The organism is Aeromicrobium sp. Leaf289, assembly GCF_001423335.1.
Classification (GTDB): Bacteria; Actinomycetota; Actinomycetes; order Propionibacteriales; family Nocardioidaceae; genus Aeromicrobium.
Window position 1 is genome coordinate 14,372 of record NZ_LMNK01000003.1, and the last position, 15,443, is coordinate 29,814.

General features: G+C 72.4%; 20 protein-coding genes. 11 read left to right on the forward strand and 9 right to left on the reverse strand.

The annotated features are described in order from the left end of the window. The first annotated feature begins 105 nt into the window (after positions 1-105). Genes ASF37_RS11105 through ASF37_RS11120 form a run of 4 tightly spaced genes read left to right on the forward strand, consistent with a single transcriptional unit; the run spans position 106 to position 3,492 of the window. On the forward strand, positions 106-1,374 hold the full coding sequence (locus ASF37_RS11105; protein ID WP_055968661.1) for a magnesium transporter MgtE N-terminal domain-containing protein: 1,269 nt from the start codon (positions 106-108) through the stop codon (positions 1,372-1,374). A gap of 31 nt (positions 1,375-1,405) precedes the next feature. After that, entirely contained in the window at positions 1,406-1,945 is a 540-nt protein-coding gene (locus tag ASF37_RS11110; protein ID WP_055970175.1) for a DUF1003 domain-containing protein, read from the forward strand. A gap of 40 nt (positions 1,946-1,985) precedes the next feature. Then, on the forward strand, positions 1,986-3,173 hold the full coding sequence (locus ASF37_RS11115; protein ID WP_369797019.1) for an Mrp/NBP35 family ATP-binding protein: 1,188 nt from the start codon (positions 1,986-1,988) through the stop codon (positions 3,171-3,173). Between the two features lie 19 nt (positions 3,174-3,192). Further along, entirely contained in the window at positions 3,193-3,492 is a 300-nt protein-coding gene (locus tag ASF37_RS11120) for a sec-independent translocase (RefSeq protein ID WP_235492879.1), read from the forward strand. Positions 3,493-3,520: 28 nt separating this feature from the next. Here the strand turns inward: ASF37_RS11120 and ASF37_RS11125 are convergent, their stop codons facing one another. Both ASF37_RS11125 and sigE read right to left on the reverse strand, forming a co-directional pair. Beyond that, a complete protein-coding gene (locus tag ASF37_RS11125; RefSeq protein ID WP_055968666.1) occupies positions 3,521-4,363 on the reverse strand; it encodes an anti-sigma factor in 843 nt (280 codons plus the stop codon). After that, the gene (gene sigE / locus ASF37_RS11130) at positions 4,363-4,950 is read right to left on the reverse strand and encodes an RNA polymerase sigma factor SigE (RefSeq protein WP_055970178.1); all 588 of its coding nucleotides are present in this window, start codon (positions 4,948-4,950) and stop codon (positions 4,363-4,365) included. Before sigE ends, ASF37_RS11125 begins: the two co-directional genes overlap by 1 nt. A 221-nt stretch (positions 4,951-5,171) precedes the next feature. On the opposite strand from sigE, the gene ASF37_RS11135 reads away from it, so the two are divergent. Then, positions 5,172-5,801, forward strand: a complete 630-nt coding sequence (locus ASF37_RS11135) for an O-methyltransferase (protein ID WP_055970181.1) — start codon at positions 5,172-5,174, stop codon at positions 5,799-5,801. A gap of 9 nt (positions 5,802-5,810) precedes the next feature. On the opposite strand, the gene ASF37_RS11140 is transcribed toward ASF37_RS11135, so the two are convergent. Together ASF37_RS11140 and ASF37_RS16895 are read right to left on the reverse strand one after the other, a co-directional pair. Next, positions 5,811-6,140, reverse strand: a complete 330-nt coding sequence (locus ASF37_RS11140) for a hypothetical protein (RefSeq protein ID WP_235492850.1) — start codon at positions 6,138-6,140, stop codon at positions 5,811-5,813. Between the two features lie 17 nt (positions 6,141-6,157). Next, positions 6,158-6,319 carry a DUF3117 domain-containing protein gene (locus ASF37_RS16895; protein ID WP_162237311.1) on the reverse strand — a complete coding sequence of 54 codons (162 nt, stop codon included), beginning with the start codon at positions 6,317-6,319 and terminating at the stop codon, positions 6,158-6,160. 153 nt (positions 6,320-6,472) lie between these two features. Between ASF37_RS16895 and ASF37_RS11145 the strand changes: the two genes are divergently transcribed. Further along, a complete protein-coding gene (locus ASF37_RS11145) occupies positions 6,473-7,075 on the forward strand; it encodes an enoyl-CoA hydratase-related protein (RefSeq protein WP_056552165.1) in 603 nt (200 codons plus the stop codon). A 70-nt stretch (positions 7,076-7,145) separates the two neighbouring features. On the opposite strand, the gene ASF37_RS11150 is transcribed toward ASF37_RS11145, so the two are convergent. Continuing rightward, positions 7,146-7,736, reverse strand: coding sequence for a hypothetical protein (locus ASF37_RS11150; protein WP_156364643.1), 591 nt, complete (start codon positions 7,734-7,736; stop codon positions 7,146-7,148). 83 nt (positions 7,737-7,819) lie between these two features. Then, positions 7,820-8,380 carry a DNA-3-methyladenine glycosylase I gene (locus ASF37_RS11155; protein WP_056580615.1) on the reverse strand — a complete coding sequence of 187 codons (561 nt, stop codon included), beginning with the start codon at positions 8,378-8,380 and terminating at the stop codon, positions 7,820-7,822. A 107-nt stretch (positions 8,381-8,487) separates the two neighbouring features. Here ASF37_RS11155 and ASF37_RS11160 point away from each other — a divergent pair, with 107 nt between their 5' ends. Further along, positions 8,488-9,288, forward strand: a complete 801-nt coding sequence (locus ASF37_RS11160) for an ion transporter (RefSeq protein WP_056552932.1) — start codon at positions 8,488-8,490, stop codon at positions 9,286-9,288. Positions 9,289-9,371: 83 nt separating this feature from the next. After that, the gene (locus ASF37_RS11165; RefSeq protein ID WP_056552171.1) at positions 9,372-10,052 is read left to right on the forward strand and encodes a hypothetical protein; all 681 of its coding nucleotides are present in this window, start codon (positions 9,372-9,374) and stop codon (positions 10,050-10,052) included. Here ASF37_RS11165 and ASF37_RS11170 read toward each other — a convergent pair. From ASF37_RS11170 to dapE, 3 genes are read right to left on the reverse strand one after another with little or no spacing between them, the layout of a single operon-like run. After that, entirely contained in the window at positions 10,029-10,859 is an 831-nt protein-coding gene (locus tag ASF37_RS11170) for a TrmH family RNA methyltransferase (protein ID WP_056552174.1), read from the reverse strand. The two genes, ASF37_RS11165 and ASF37_RS11170, sit on opposite strands and share 24 nt — an antisense overlap. A gap of 7 nt (positions 10,860-10,866) precedes the next feature. Continuing rightward, entirely contained in the window at positions 10,867-11,586 is a 720-nt protein-coding gene (locus ASF37_RS11175) for a TIGR00730 family Rossman fold protein (RefSeq protein ID WP_235492851.1), read from the reverse strand. Beyond that, positions 11,583-12,644: a succinyl-diaminopimelate desuccinylase gene (dapE, locus tag ASF37_RS11180; RefSeq protein ID WP_055970185.1), complete on the reverse strand. Its 1,062-nt coding sequence runs from the start codon at positions 12,642-12,644 to the stop codon at positions 11,583-11,585. The genes ASF37_RS11175 and dapE overlap by 4 nt, the downstream gene beginning before the upstream one ends. Positions 12,645-13,497: 853 nt before the next feature. On the opposite strand from dapE, the gene ASF37_RS11185 reads away from it, so the two are divergent. The 3 genes from ASF37_RS11185 to ASF37_RS11195 are packed head-to-tail and all read left to right on the forward strand — an operon-like array spanning position 13,498 to position 15,440. Further along, positions 13,498-14,190, forward strand: coding sequence for an SDR family oxidoreductase (locus tag ASF37_RS11185; RefSeq protein WP_056580619.1), 693 nt, complete (start codon positions 13,498-13,500; stop codon positions 14,188-14,190). Between the two features lie 18 nt (positions 14,191-14,208). Then, entirely contained in the window at positions 14,209-14,739 is a 531-nt protein-coding gene (locus ASF37_RS11190; protein ID WP_055968689.1) for a DinB family protein, read from the forward strand. 35 nt (positions 14,740-14,774) lie between these two features. Next, a complete protein-coding gene (locus tag ASF37_RS11195; protein WP_056574258.1) occupies positions 14,775-15,440 on the forward strand; it encodes an SDR family oxidoreductase in 666 nt (221 codons plus the stop codon). Positions 15,441-15,443 lie beyond the last annotated feature (3 nt).

Genomic DNA, 15,443 nt, shown 5'->3' on the forward strand with positions numbered 1-15,443 from the left:
GACCCGTGTGACGTGCGTCTCGCAGGATACGAGACACGGCGACGTCGCGCGCGCCCACCGCCCCACGGGGCCCGACCGTTCCCCGGCTCGCACTAGGCTGGGCGGGTGAGCTCCAGCCCCGGTCGCATCTTCCTGTCCCGCATCGTCGGGCAGGAGGTCTTCGACCCCGCGGGCGACCAGGTCGGCAAGCTGCGCGACGTCGTGGTGGCCGTGCGCTCCGCCCGCCAGCGACCCCGTGTGGTGGGCCTGGTCGTGGAGGTCCTGGGGCGGCGTCGGGTCTTCCTGCCGATCGGGCGGGTCACGTCGCTCGACTCGGGACAGATCATCACGACCGGCGTGCTCAACGTCCGCCGCTTCGAGAAGCGCAGCAGCGAGACCCTCGCCATCCACGAGCTCCTCGACCGCACGGTGTCCCTGCCCGACCAGCGCGGCGGCACGGTCTACGACCTGGCCATGGAGCAGGACACCCGGCGCGACTGGTTCATCGGCACCGTCGCCGTGCAGGAGACGGGCAAGCGCTTCGGTCGGCGCGGTGCCACCCACGTGGTCGACTGGGACGAGGTCACCGGGCTGGTGGGCGAGGAGGCCTCCCAGGGCGCGACCCACCTGCTCGCGACGATGGACGAGATGCGGCCGGCCGACCTCGCGAACGCCCTGCTCGACCTTCCTGCCAAGCGGCGCACCGAGATCGTGGGCGAGCTGGTGGACGAGCGGCTCGCCGACGTCCTCGAGGAGCTTCCCGACACCGTCCAGGTGGAGATCCTGGGGGTGCTCGATCCCGAGCGCGCCGCCGACGTGCTCGAGGAGATGGACCCCGACGACGCCGCCGACCTGCTCGGCGAGCTGCCGACGGCCACGTCGGAGCAGCTGCTGGCCCTCATGGAGCCCGAGGACGCCGACGACGTCCGCCGGCTGCTGGTCTACGAGGACCGGACGGCCGGCGGCATGATGACCACCGAACCGGTCATCCTTCCGCCCGACGCCACGATCGCCGAGGCGCTCGCCCGGGTCCGTGAGCCCGAGATCGGTCCGGCCCTGGCCTCGATGGTCTACGTGTGCCGGCCCCCCGTCGAGACGCCCACCGGCCGCTTCCTCGGGATCGTGCACGTGCAGGCGCTGCTGCGCGAACCGCCGTCGACCCTCGTCGGCGGGCTCGCCGACAACGACATCGACTGGCCCCGACCCGACGCGACGCTCGAGCAGGTCGCCAGCCTGCTGGCCTCCTACGACATGCTCGCGCTGCCCGTGGTCGACGAGAACAACCACCTCATCGGAGCCGTCACCATCGACGACGTGCTCGACCACCTGCTTCCCGAGGGCTGGCGCGAGCGTGATCCGAGCCCACGTCCGGCGGAGGTGACCACCCGTGGCTGAGCGCTCCGACGGCCGACGCCGACGCCCCGAGATCGGGCGCTCCCGCGGCGACCGCGACCAGGCCCGCCAGGAGCGGGCGCGGCTCGACCAGCCCCGCGACCGTCGTCGCTCCCTGCGCCCGAGGTCGGGCGACACCGACCGGTTCGGCCGCTTCGCGGAGACCTTCGCCCGGTTCATGGGCACGGCCAAGTTCCTCATCTGGATGACGCTGCTCATCATCATCTGGGTGGTCTGGAACGTCCCGTGGGGTCCGGACCGTCCACGCTGGGACGAGTACCCGTTCATCTTCCTGACCCTCATGCTGTCGCTGCAGGCGTCCTACGCCGCGCCGCTGATCCTGCTGGCGCAGAACCGCCAGGAGGCCCGCGACCGCGTGCAGCAGGAGCAGGACCGGCACGCCACCGCGCAGTCCCACGCCGACATGGAGTTCCTGGCCCGCGAGGTCGCGAGCCTGCGTCTCGGCCTCGGTGAGGTCGCCACCCGCGACTTCCTGCGATCGGAGCTGCGCGACCTCCTGGAGTCGCTGCAGACCCCGCCCGACGACGAGGACGGCGAGCCGACCGAGCAGTGAGGCTCGCCTGCGGGACCGGGACGCAGGTCCCGCCCGTACGATGGGGCCCATGGCATCCGTCACCGACGAGTCCGTCACCGAGGAGCGGGTCCGCGAGGCCCTCGGCAGCGTGATCGACCCCGAGATCAAGCGTCCCGTCACCGAGCTCGGCATGGTCGACACGATCACGATCGACGACACGTCGATCACCGTGCGCATCCTGCTGACCGTCTCGGGCTGCCCCCTCAAGGAGACGCTCACCCGTGACACCACGGAGGCCGTCCAGAAGGTGGCCCCCCAGCACACCGTGCACGTGGACCTCGGCGTCATGACCGACGAGCAGCGCAAGAGCATGCGCGAGATGCTGCGCGGCGGCCAGGCCGAGCGCGAGATCCCCTTCGCCCAGGCCGGCTCGCTCACCAAGGTCTACGCGATCGCGTCGGGCAAGGGCGGCGTCGGCAAGTCCTCCGTCACCGTCAACCTGGCCGTGGCGATGGCGCAGCGCGGACTGAAGGTCGGCATCGTCGACGCCGACATCTACGGCCACTCGATCCCCGACATGATGGGCGTCGGCGACCGTCGCCCCACCCAGGTCGACGACATGATCCTCCCGGTGCCGGTCGCGGTCCCCGGCTCCCCGGACGCGCCCGACGTCAAGGTCATGAGCATCGGCATGCTCAAGCCCAAGCGTGACCAGGTGGTCGCGTGGCGCGGACCCATGCTCGACCGTGCGCTCGTGCAGATGCTGAGCGACGTGTTCTGGGGCGACCTCGACGCCCTGCTGCTCGACCTGCCCCCGGGCACCGGTGACATGGCCATCAGCCTCGGCCAGCACCTCTCCAACGCCGAGGTCGTCGTGGTCACCACGCCGCAGCAGGCGGCCGCCCAGGTCGCCGAGCGGGCCGGGACGATGGCCTCGATGATGCACCAGCGCGTGGTCGGCGTCATCGAGAACATGTCGTACCTGCTCACGCCCGCGGGCGAGCGGCTCGAGGTCTTCGGCAGCGGCGGCGCCGAGACCGTCGCACGCACCCTCGGCCAGCGGCTCGGCCACGACGTGCCCGTGCTCGGCAAGGTGCCGCTCGAGGAGCAGCTGCGCATCGGCGGCGACGACGGCCTGCCGATCGTCGCCACCCACCCCGACAGCGAGTCCGCGAAGATCCTGCTGCAGGTGGCCGACTCCCTCACCGGCCGTTCGCGCGGCCTGGCCGGGATGCAGCTCGGTCTCGCGCCCGTCGGTCGACTCTGAGGAACCGGCCGTGTTCGGGATGGGCTGGCCGGAGATCGGCCTGATCCTCGTGGTCGGCCTGCTGCTGTTCGGACCCGACAAGCTCCCGGGCATGGCCAAGCAGGCGGCTCAGATGGTGCGCACCGTGCGGCGGATGGCCGACAACGCCAAGAACGACCTCGGGCGCGAGCTGGGCCAGGACTTCTCCGACGTCGACCTGCGCAGCCTCGACCCCCGCGACGTGGTGCGGCGCCACCTCCTCGAGGAGTCCGAGACGCCCACCCGCGACCGGATCCTGCGTCCCGGCGAGCGGCCGCCGCACGACGACGAGGCGACCTGAGGGCCCTCACCGGTCGTCGTGGGAGCCGTCAGGCGGAGATCCAGGTCGTGACGCGGCTGAGGCCGTCGCCCAGGCGCTGACGCAGCCCGGGCTCGCCGAGCGGAGCGGGCAGGTCGCGCAGGGCCGGCGCCAGCCGGTCGTCACCCACGTCGGTCACGATCGTGTAGACCACGCCGTCCGCGTCCCACGTGACGATGCGCTCGCGGGGCGTCTCCCGCACCCACACCGGCCGGTCGGCGAGCCGACGAGGCTCGAAGCCCTGCAGGCCGTCGGTGTCGAGCGCGCCGTTCTGCTCGTGCAGGACCAGGCGGTGCAGGCCGTCGGTGTAGGTCAGCGAGACCGCTCCCTCGTCCTGCAGGCGTCCCTCGACGCGCTCGAGGTCGTCACCCAGCTGACCGTGGCACGGCCAGCCGTTGGCGGTCAGGTCCTCCATGACCGCGGCGGTCATGACGTCGTTCCCGGCCATCGGGTCCGCACCGTGGAAGTCGGCTGCGTAGGTCTCGACGGGCGGCACCACCTCGTCGCCGATGCCACGGGCGCTCCCACCGGCGAGGTAGGCCGCCAGCGCCACGGCGAGGGAGGCGCCCACGAGCACGCCCGCCGCCCCGAGGGTGCTCGACCGCACGATCCGGGCCCAGGCGCTGGGCGCCGGAGGAGGCGGGGACGCCGGCACGGAGCTGAGCGAGGCGAGCAGCGACGCCGGAGGTCGCACGTCGGCGGACACCTGCATGCGTCGCTTGAGCTGGCGCTGCTGCGCCACCGCCTCGCGGCACCGCTCGCAGGACTGGACGTGACGCGCCGCGACCTCCGTGGCATCGGGCGAGAGCTGCCCGTCCACGAAGGCGGCGACGTCGGCGTCCAGATGGGCCATCAGGCTCCCACGGCTCCGAGGAAGCGGGTCCGGCCGGCGGTCGGGGCGCGGTGGGCGAGGGCGTGCCGCAGCTGCGTACGACCCCGGTGGATGCGCGAGCGGACCGTGCCGATCTTGACGCCCAGCACGTCGGCGATCTCCTCGTAGGACAGCCCCTCCACGTCGCACAGCACCACGGCGACGCGGAACTCCTCGGTGAGCGACGAGAGCGCGGCCTCGATGTCGGGGTCGAAGGCGGCGTCGTGCACGACCGACTCGGGTCGCTGCTCGCGCCCCTCCAGCCGCTCCTCGGCACCCTCGCTGAAGCCGTCCATGCGCAGCTTGCTCGTACGACGCACCCGGTCGAGGAACAGGTTGGTCGTGATGCGGTGGATCCAGCCGTTGAAGTTGCCCGGCTCGTACCGGTCCAGCGAGCGGAACACACGGATGAAGACGTCCTGGGTGAGGTCCTCGGCGTCGTGGCGGTTGCCGGTGAGTCGGTACGCCAGGCGGTACACGCGGGCGGAGTGCTCCTCGACGATGGTCTCCCACGCGGTGTCGGCGTCCGTCGAGCCCTCGCCCGTCCGGGCGTCGCGCTCAGCGGTCATGACCTGCGTGCTCACGTCTTCTTCCTTCATGCATCGATCGTCGTGCCGTCTCCTGAGAGAACGCCCAGAGGACGCTGACGGTTCCCTCTCGATCATGGCGCATCCTGGGCCCCGGCACGACACGGCGAGCCCCGGGGCACGCAACGCCGTCAACCGTGACGACCTCACTATGCTGGCCCCACAGCCGCCGGACCCCCGGCACGCGCCACCGAGGAGTCATCATCACCAGCGAAGCCAGCCTCAGCTACGTCGAGGGCTACCTGAGCGAGGACGACCACCTCGCCGACGCGCGCCGCCGAGCCGACGAGGTGGGCGTGAGCCCGATCGGGGCGGCCGGTGGGGCGACGCTGCGCTTCCTGGCGTCCGTGCTGGACGCGCGTGCCGTGGCCGAGGTCGGCACGGGCACCGGCGTGTCCGGACTCTGGCTCCTGCGCGGCATGGCCGACGACGGAGTGCTCACCTCGGTGGACCTCGAGGCGGAGCACCAGCGTCACGCCCGGCAGGTCTTCACCCAGGCCGGCGTCGCGCCGCAGCGCTTCCGGCTGATCGCCGGGTCGGCGCTCGACGTCATGCCCCGCCTCACCGACGAGGGCTACGACCTGGTCTTCGTCGACGGCGACAAAGTCGAGTACGGCGAGTACCTGGAGCAGTCACTGCGCCTCGTGCGCGTGGGCGGCGTCGTGGTCTTCGACAACGCGCTCTGGCACGACCGCGTGGCCGACCCCGAGCGCCGCGACGCCGAGACCGTCGCGATCCGCGAGCTGCTCACGCAGGCCGCGGTCGACGAGCGGCTCGTGCCGGCCCTGCTCCCGGTGGGCGACGGCCTGCTGGCCGTGCGCCGCGTGGCCTGAGCGCCCGGCTCAGCGCTCGAAGGCCGGGGCCGAACGGAAGCCGGCGGGCCCCCGCACCACCGCGACGATCTCGCACGCCTCGATGAGCTCGGGCGGGCTGCCGATGATGCGGCTGCCCGGGAGGTCGGCGGCACCGGACTCCATGTCGGCCTGGAACGCGGCGCGCGCCTCGGCGTTCACGAACACGTAGGTGCCCTCGAACCACTCGCCCTCGCGGGCGCGCCAGGACTTGAACCGCAGGCCGTCGAGCCCAGCGAAGCGGGCGAAGCTGACGTCCTCGATGTACGCGCGCAGCTGCGCGAGGGTGTCCTCGGGTGCGCCGGTCAAGGACCAGCGCATCGTCAGACCGAACAAGCTCAGACGGCCTTGAGCGCGTCGCCGAGCGTCTCGGCTTCCTCGTTGTTCAGCTCGACCACGAGACGTCCACCGCCCTCGAGCGGGACCCGCATGACGATGCAGCGGCCCTCCTTGGTGACTTCCATCGGTCCGTCACCAGTACGAGGCTTCATGGCCGCCATGGGTTCCCCTTCCATTCGGTGACCGCCTTCCGGTCGCCTCAGGTTCCTATTATCTCTCATGCCCCCTCATCACTTCCAACCGGTGCGAAGGACGACGTGAGCACTCCAGGTCAGGACCACGACAGCACGGCGCAGCACCCCTCCGCTCCGGGCGTGACGAGGGTCGACCTGCGCACCCGGTCCGCCCCGGAGGCGGGCGCGCTCGGGTCCGGATCGGCCGCTCGACGTGTACGTGACGCGCTCACCACGCCCGGTGTCCGCTGCCTGCTGCTCGTGCTCGACGAGTCCTCCGGCGGGCTGGACGACGACGCGGTCCTGGCCGTGGCCGATGCCTCGGTGCCGGTGGTGGCGGCCCTCCTGGGGACGATCGACGGGCACGCGTCGGCCCTGGCGCTGGCCGCCGACCTGCGCGTGGCCGCGGCCGACGCCACCGTGCGGGTGGAGCCACTCGTGGGCGGCACGAGCGTCACCCTCCCGGGCGCCGTGGGCGACGCGACGGCACGCCTGCTCCTGCTCGCACCGCGAGCCGTCACCGCGGTCGACGCTCGACGGATCGGCTTGGTGCACGAGGTCCACGAGCGCGACCGGGTGCCGGCTGCGGCCGCGACGCTGGCCGCGGCAGTGGCCGACCGCGCGGGCCGCGGCGCTGCGGTGCTGCGGGCCTTGTCGCCCGAGGGAGCGGGCGCGCGCGTGGCACGGGCCGTCGAGAACGAGGCTCGCCTGCGTGGCGTGGTGGCCCTTCACCCTCAGGACTGAGCCGAACGGGCCCGACCAGTCGAACCGGGCCGGCTGCTGCCGCCGCGGGGCCGGTCTGGGAACCGAGGGGTCAGGCGAGCCTGCGCTGCTCCTCGGCCTGCTGCTGCCAGGCCAGCAGCTCGGTGCGGGCCTCGAGCTCCGCGCTTTGGCTCGCCGCCAGCTCGTCGCGCAGGCGGCGCACCTCGGCGCGGGTGCCGAGCAGCGAGTCGCGCGTCTGCTGGAGCTCACCGTCGAGCGCGTCGGCGCGCCGTGCGGCGGCGACGTGCTCGGCCTCGGCCCGGGCGAGGGCCGCCTCTGCCTCGGCGATCTGCGCGGCCAGGTCCTCGATGCGGGTGTCGCGCACCTGCACCTTCTCGGCCATGGTGTCGGCGAAGGAGACCTGCTCGCGCTTACGACGGGCGGCCTCGCGGCTCTGCTCGTGGGCGGTGACCGCGCGGTCACGGGCCCAGTCGCGACGCACCTGCGCGGTCTCGTTGGTCAGGAGCCGGGCGGCGACGGAGCAGACCGTCACGGCATAGGCGACCGCGACCGCGAGAGCGGCGACGGTCGCGACCACGATCGCCGCCGTGCCGGCGACGAGGGCGGACACGATGAGGACGACGGCAGCGAGGGTGCGCACGGAACGGCGGCTGCGTCGAGCGGCGGAGCGGGGGGTGGTCATGGCGAAAGGCTAGATCTCCCAGCCCCGTCGGCGCGGGAGCCACACCGTGACGCAGGAGACGGATGTGACAGGAGTGGTAAGCGTCAGGACCGTCGTGCGACGCATCCGACGAGGTGGTCGTCGACCATGCCGGTGGCCTGCATGAGGGCGTAGGCCGTGGTGGGACCGACGAACGTGAAGCCGCGACGCTTCAGCTCCCGCGCGAGCGCGGTGGACTCTGGCGACGTCGCGGGCACGTCGTCGACCGAGCGGGGCGCGACGTGGTCGTCGGGCGCGAACGACCACACGAGGTCGCTCAGGCTCTCGCCCAGCTCGAGGGTGGCGCGGGCGTTGGAGATGGTGGCCTCGACCTTGGCACGGTTGCGCACGATGCCGGCGTCGGTGAGCAGCCGCTCCACGTCGGAGTCGTCGAACCGGGAGACCAGCGCGGGCACGAACCCGACGAAGGCGGCCCGGAACGCCTCGCGCTTGCGCAGGATCAGCGACCACGACAGCCCGGCCTGGAAGGCCTCCAGGCTGAGTCGCTCGAACATGGCTCGGTCACCGCGCAGCTCGCGGCCCCACTCCTCGTCGTGGTAGCGCTGCAGGGCCACGTCGCTGCCCCAGGGACAGCGCTCGATCTCGTCGGGTCCGGTGACCGTCATCCCCCGATCCTGCCAGGCGCCACGGACACACCCATACGATGAGCCGCTCGCCGACGTCGTCGTCGCCGCACTCCCCTCGCCACTCCTTCACCGCCCGGAGCCCGACCGTGACCCCCACCCGCGCCCGCGTGCTCGCCCTCGTCGAGTCGTCCCGCTTCCAGTGGTTCATCATCGCGGTGATCGTGGTGAACGCCGCGGTGCTGGGCCTCGAGACCTCCCCGCAGCTCGTGCGTGAGGCCGGCTGGCTCGCCCCGCTCGGCTGGGTGACCGTGGCGGTCTTCGTGGTCGAGATCGGCCTGCGGATCTTCGCCCACCGCGGCGCGTTCTTCCGTGACGGCTGGAGCCTGTTCGACCTGTTTGTGGTGGCGGTCGCGCTCATCCCCGCCTCGGGTGCCTTCGGCGTGCTCCGCGTCCTGCGCGTCCTGCGGGTGCTGCGTCTGCTCTCGGCCGTGCGGTCTATGCGCCGCGTGGTCGCGGCCCTCGTGGCCACCCTTCCGGGCATGGTCTCCATCGGGGCCCTGCTCGTGATGCTCGTCTACGTCTCGGGCGTCGTCTCGACGCAGCTGTTCAGCACCACGGACCCCGAGCACTTCGGGGACCTCCCGACCTCGCTGCTGAGTCTCTTCCAGGTGATGACGGGCGACGACTGGGCGAACGTGATCCGTCCCGTCACGGACGCCCACCCTGCCTCGTGGGTCTTCTTCATCGCCTACATCCTCATCTCGACCTACATCGTGCTGAACCTGTTCATCGCCGTGGCCGTGGAGGCGCTGGAGATGCAGAACGAGGACGACAAGCGCGAGATCGTGGACGAGGTCGAGGAGAGCGAGCGCCTGGTGCTGGACGCGGTCACCGAGCTGCGCGCCGAGGTGGCCGCTCTCCGCGAGGAGCTCGGCCGCAGTAGGTGAGAGCACTGCTCTTGATCTTCGGGTCCCCGTGCTGCAGGATGGGCCGAGAGAGCACTGCTCACAGTTCGTGACGTGGAGGACCCATGCGCACCCCGACCGACCCGCTCGACGACCGTCGTCTCCGTGCGGCTGCCCTGCTCGTGGCGGGCGCCGCTCTACTGGTCTATCCCCTGCTCCGTGGCCACGCGGTCGAGGACGGCCGGGCCGCGGCCGAGCTCTACGCACGTCCGGCCTGGCTCTGGGCCCACGTGCTCGCCATGGTCGGCTTCGTGCTCGTCGCCTGGGCCCTCGCGGCGGTCGACCGCACGGCTCACCGGGCCGCGGTGGCCGGCACGACGCTACTGCTCCCCTACTACGGGGCCGAGGCGTACGGCCTGCACGCGGTGGGCCGGCGCGTGCTCGAGACCGGCGACGAGACCGTTCTCTCGGCCACGACGGGCGCGGCCGACCTGTTCCGCTACGAGCCGGTGGCGATGACGCTGTTCGCTCTGGGCTGGGGCGCGCTGCTCGTCGCGGCCGTGCGGCTCGGGATCCTCGCGACCCGCGCGAGCGGGCTCACCCGTGCGGGCCTCGCCCTCACGGCCGTCGCGCTCGCCACCTACCTCCCCCAGTTCTTCCTCCCGGGTGGTGGCCGCGTCGCGCACGGCACCGTCGCCGCGGCGGGGCTCGTCCTCCTCGCCGTGTCGCTCACGCGCGACGGCGGGGACGTGGGCTCGGCGGACGGCGGCGGACGACCGACGTCAGCGTCGCCGACGCTGGCGTGAGGCCTCGTAGAGCACGACGGAGGTGGCGTTGGCGGCGTTGAGCGACGAGGCGGTCCCGGTCATCGGGATGTGCACGACCAGGTCGCACGCCTCCCGCCACGCACTCGACAGGCCACGGGTCTCGTTGCCCGTCACGACCACGGTCGGGCCGGTCAGGTCGGCGTCGGCCAGCTCGACCTCACCGTGCTCGTCGGTGCCCACGACCGCGACGTGGCCCAGGTCGCGACGCGCCGCCTCGACCCACGCGAGCACCTCGCGGGGGGACCCGAGGCGCACCGTCGGAACCGTCAACGCCGACCCGGTGGACGCCCGCACCGCTCTCGGCTCGTACGGGTCGCACGCATGACCACACACCACGAGACCGGTGCCGCCGAACGCGTCGACCGACCGGGCGATGCTGCCGACGTTGCCCGGGCTCGACGGTCGGTCGAGCACCACCGTGAGCAGGTCCGCCGGGACCGGGAGCCGCGCGACGTCGTCGGCGGGCTGGACGACCACCAGCACGACCTCGGGTCGGTCCTGCTCCTGCTCGGCGAGCTCGGCCAGCAGCTCCGCCGACAGCTCGTAGGCCGTGGCGCCGGACGCGACGGCGCGGGAGACCACGTCCTGGGCCCACTGCGACGGGCTCGGCCGGTCGTCGTGGAGCACGGCGTCGACGACCAGGCCGGAGCGGCCCACCGCGTCGAGCGCCACCGTCACCGGGCGCACGCCCTGCACGAGCATCCGACCGAGCTGGTGACGCTTGCGCCGGTTGCCCAGCAGCGCCTCCCACTGCTGGAAGGCGGCGTTGCGCGAGGTGACCCTCACGTCGCCGCTACTCGGAGGCGACGGCGTCGAAGTGGGCGACCGCCTCGTCGACGTCGTCGGTGAGCAGCACGAGGTCGAGGTCGGCCTCGTTGATCTTGCCGTCGGGCAGCATCGTGTCGCGGAGCCAGTCGATGAGGCCCTGCCAGTAGGCGGTGCCGAAGAGCACGATCGGGAACGTCGTGATCTTGCCCGTCTGCGAGAGCGTCAGCGCCTCGAACAGCTCGTCGAGCGTGCCGAACCCGCCCGGCATGACGATGTAGCCCTGGGCGTACTTGACGAACATCGTCTTTCGCACGAAGAAGTAGCGGAAGTTGATGCCCAGGTCGACCCACTCGTTGAGACCCTGCTCGTGCGGGAGCTCGATGCCGAGGCCCACCGACACGCCGCCGCAGTCGCTGGCCCCGCGGTTGGCGGCCTCCATGGCGCCGGGTCCACCACCGGTGATGACGGCGTAGCCGCGACTGCAGAGCTTCTCGGCGACCTCGCGGGCCTTCTCGTACATCGGGTCGTCGGGCTTGGTGCGGGCCGAGCCGAACACGGCGACGGCCGGACCCAGCTCGGAGAGGGCGCCGAAGCCCTCCACGAACTCGGCCTGGATGCGCAGCACGCGCCACGGATCGGTGTGCACCCAGTCCGTGGGTCCGCGCGAGTCGAGCAGACGCTGGTCGGTGGTGCTGGTGGGGATGCGGTCGCGGCGCAGACGCACCGGACCCTTCTGGTAGCTCATGCGGTCAGCCATCTCGTGAGGGCGTCCTCGACGGTGCGCAGGTGCGCGACGGGGACGTGTTCGTCCTGCTTGTGGGCGTAGATCGGGTCGCCGGGGCCGAAGTTGACCGCGGGGATCCCGAGCTGCGTGAACTGGGCGACGTCGGTCCAGCCGAACTTGGGACGGGGCTCCGCGCCGACCGCCGCGACGAACGCGGCTGCCGCCGGGTGGTCGAGCCCGGGCATCGCGCCGGGGGCGGAGTCGGTGACCGTGAGCTCGAAGCCCTCGAACACCTCCGCGAGGTGGGCCAGCGCGTCGGCCTCGCTGCGGTCGGGGGCGAAGCGGTAGTTGACCGTGACGGTGGCCAGGTCGGGCACCACGTTGCCGGAGACGCCCCCACTGATCGCCACGGCGTTGAGGCCCTCGCGGTACTCGAGCCCGTCGATGACCACGCGGCGGGGCTCGTAGTCGCGCAGCCGGACGAGCAGCTCGGCGGCGTCGTGGATGGCGTTGTGCCCCATCCAGGAGCGCGCCGAGTGGGAGCGCTCGCCGCGGGTGACGACGTCGACGCGGATCGTGCCCTGGCAGCCGGCCTCGACCGAGGCGACCGACGGCTCCATGAGGATCGCGAAGTCACCCTCGAGCAGCTCGGGGCGCTCCCGGGCGACGCGGCCGAGACCGTTGTACTTCGCGGCGATCTCCTCGGCGTCGTAGAACACGTAGGTCACGTCGCGGTTCGGGTCGGGCAACCCGGCGGCGAGCCGCAGCGCGACCGCCACGCCGCCCTTCATGTCGCAGGTGCCGAGACCCCAGAGGGTGTCGCCGTCGAGCCGGGTCGGGAAGTTGCCGTTCGCCGGCACGGTGTCGAGGTGCCCCGCGATGACGACCCGCTCGTCCCGGCCGAGGTCGGTGCGCGCCACGAGCGTGTGGCCGTCGCGCACGACGGTGAGGTGCGAGGCCGCGTCGAGCACGGCGGCGACGGCGTCGGCGATCTCCGCCTCCTGGAGGCTCTCCGAGGCGATGTCGCAGAGGTCGGCCGTCAGCTGGACGACGTCGCGCGAGGGGTCGAGGACGGCCATGTCGACCACTCTAGGTCTCACTCCCCCGGGTGCCCGTCACCCGGCCCGGGCGATGCGGATGTGTCGTCAGGTGCGGCGGGCGTGGCCGATCTCGTGGGTGCTGCTGCGTCGCTGCGGCGGGGCTTCGCGTGGTGCTGCGTCGCTGCGGTGGGGCTTCGCGTGGTGCTGCGTCGCTGCGGTGGGGCTTCGCGTGTGCTGCGTCGCTCGGCTGGGCGTTCGCTCGCTGCTGCGTCGCTGTGGCTACGAGTGGGCGTGGTCTCCGAAAGGCCTCGACCGGAGCAGGGGGTCTCGGGTCGACTGGGTCTGCGGGGCGCGGCCACGATTCTCCCTCTGCGCGGAATCCACGCACGATGCTTCCTTCGCGTGGACCGTGCCACGCGAAGGAAGCATCGTGGCGACGAGAAGGGCCCCCGCACGGGCAGGGATTCTCCCTTCTCGTGGACCGTCCCACTCAAGGGAAGAACCCCTGCCCACCCGACGCACGAGAGGCCCCCGGCGGACGCAGGATTCTGCCTTCGCGCACAACAACCCGAACGATGCTGCGTCCACGACGGGATCCCGTGGCAAACGCAGCATCCTTCGACCCCTCACGCACGAACGCAGAATCCTGCGTCACCCCCGGCCACGCTCCGAGAGCCCGACCGACCCCGGACCCACCCGACGGTCGAGGCCCTTTCGGGGAGCAGGTCGACTCGCAGCCACAGCAACGCAGCCGCACGAGAAGACCCCGCCGGAGCAGCGCAGCCGCAGGACAAGACTCAGCCGCAGTAGCGCAGCAGCAACACCAGACCCAGCCACCTGAAGCACCACGACTCACGTTGCGGCTCCCCCGGGCGTGGGTAGCGTCCCGAGCATGGAGCTCACCGACGTCCGTGCCCTCGTCGTGGGTGCCACCGGCGCCCTCGGCGGCGGCATCGCCCGCGCCCTGCACGAGGCCGGCGCCTCCCTGGCGGTCACGGGGCGTGACGCCGACCGGCTCGCGGCGATCGGCGAGGAGCTCGACGCTCCCACGTTCGTGCTCGACGTCGTCGACGTCGAGCGCGCGGCGGCGACGGTGCGGCAGGCCGTCGACGCGCTCGGCGGGCTCGACGTCCTGGTCGTGGCCACCGGCGTCCCGGCGTTCGGTCCGGCGGTGGATGCCGACCCCGTCGTGGTCGAGGAGCTGTTCGCCGTGAACACGCTCGGCGCCACCGGCGTCGTGCGTGCCGCGCTCCCCCACCTCGACGGTGGCGTCGCCGTCGTGCTGTCCGCGATCCTGGCCGACGCCCCCACCGCGGGCATGGCCGACTACTCGGCGGCCAAGGCGGCGTTGTCGGCCTGGCTCACCGTCGCGCGCCGCGAGCACCGGCGGAGCACGCGCATCGTCGACGTCCGTCCGCCGCACCTCGACACCGACCTCGCGTCCCACGCACTCGCCGGTGAGCCGCCGCGCCTGCCGGAGCCACTGCCGGCCACCGACGTGGTCGACGCCGTGCTGCGGGCGATCGGCGACGACAAGGCCACCGAGGTCGCGTGGGACCGGCGCGACGGGCTGGTCGTGCGCTGACGCAGTAGCGTCGTGGACATGAGCCTCGACCCCGTCACGACCGACCTCCTGGACGACGCCTTCGGACGCGTCCGCGAGCTCGTGGAGCAGCAGTGCTCCGACCTCGACGAGTCCACGGCGACGTTCCAGGTCGACGACGGCGCCAACACGCCCGTCTGGCTGCTCTGGCACCTCGCCCGCGTGCAGGACGACCACGTGGCCGCCCTGGCCGACGTGCCGCAGGCCTGGGACACGTGGGCCGAGCGGTTCGCTCCCCACCTCGGCGACGGCATCGAGCACGGTGACATCGGGTACGGCCACGATCTCGACCAGGTGCTCTCGGTCCGACCTCCCGCCGAGCTGGTCGACGCGTACCACGCAGACGTCCACGCGCTCACGCGTCGCTACCTCCGGACGCTCGACGCGACCGAGCTGGCCCGCGTGGTCGACGAGCGCTGGGACCCGCCCGTCACCGCGTCGGCGCGCCTCGTGAGCGTGCTGGGCGACACCCTGCAGCACCTGGGCCAGGTCGCGTTCGTGGTCGGGGTGGCACAGCGACGCTCCAGCTGACCGGTCTCCCCCGATCGTGGACCTAGGCTGACGGCATGCCCTGCGCCCTGGTGACCGGAGCAGCCCGACCGAACAGCCTCGCCGCCGCGATCGTGCCGCGACTGCGCGACGACGGCTGGGACGTGGCCACCTCCGACCTGACCGGCACCGACTTCGACGTGGACCTGTCCACGCCGCACGGGCCGACCGACCTGCTGGACGCCGTCACCCGTGACCGAGGCCCGGTCTGCGCCCTGGTGCTGAGCCACGCCCATGACGTCGAGACCGGGGTCCTCGACACGACCGCCGAGAGCTTCGACACCCACGTGGCCGTGAACGCGCGCGCCAGCCTGCTCCTCATCGCCGGCTTCGCCCGTCAGGTGCCCGACGGCGGGGGCGCGGTGGTCGCTCTGACGAGCGACGCCACCACCGGGAACCTCCCCTACGGCGCGTCCAAGGGGGCGCTCGACCGCATCGTGATCTCCGCGGCACGCGAGCTGGGCCCGCTCGGGATCAGCGCCAACGTGCTGAACCCCGGCCCCGTCGACACCGGGTGGATGGACGACCAGCTCAGGGAGGGGCTGCTGCCGCACCAGCCCCTCGGTCGTCTCGGGGAGCCACGCGACGTCGCCGGAGTGGTCGCCTTCCTCCTGTCGCCCGAAGGACGCTGGATCTCCGGACAGCTGCTGCACGCCGACGGCGGGTTCTCGGCCCGCTACTGATCC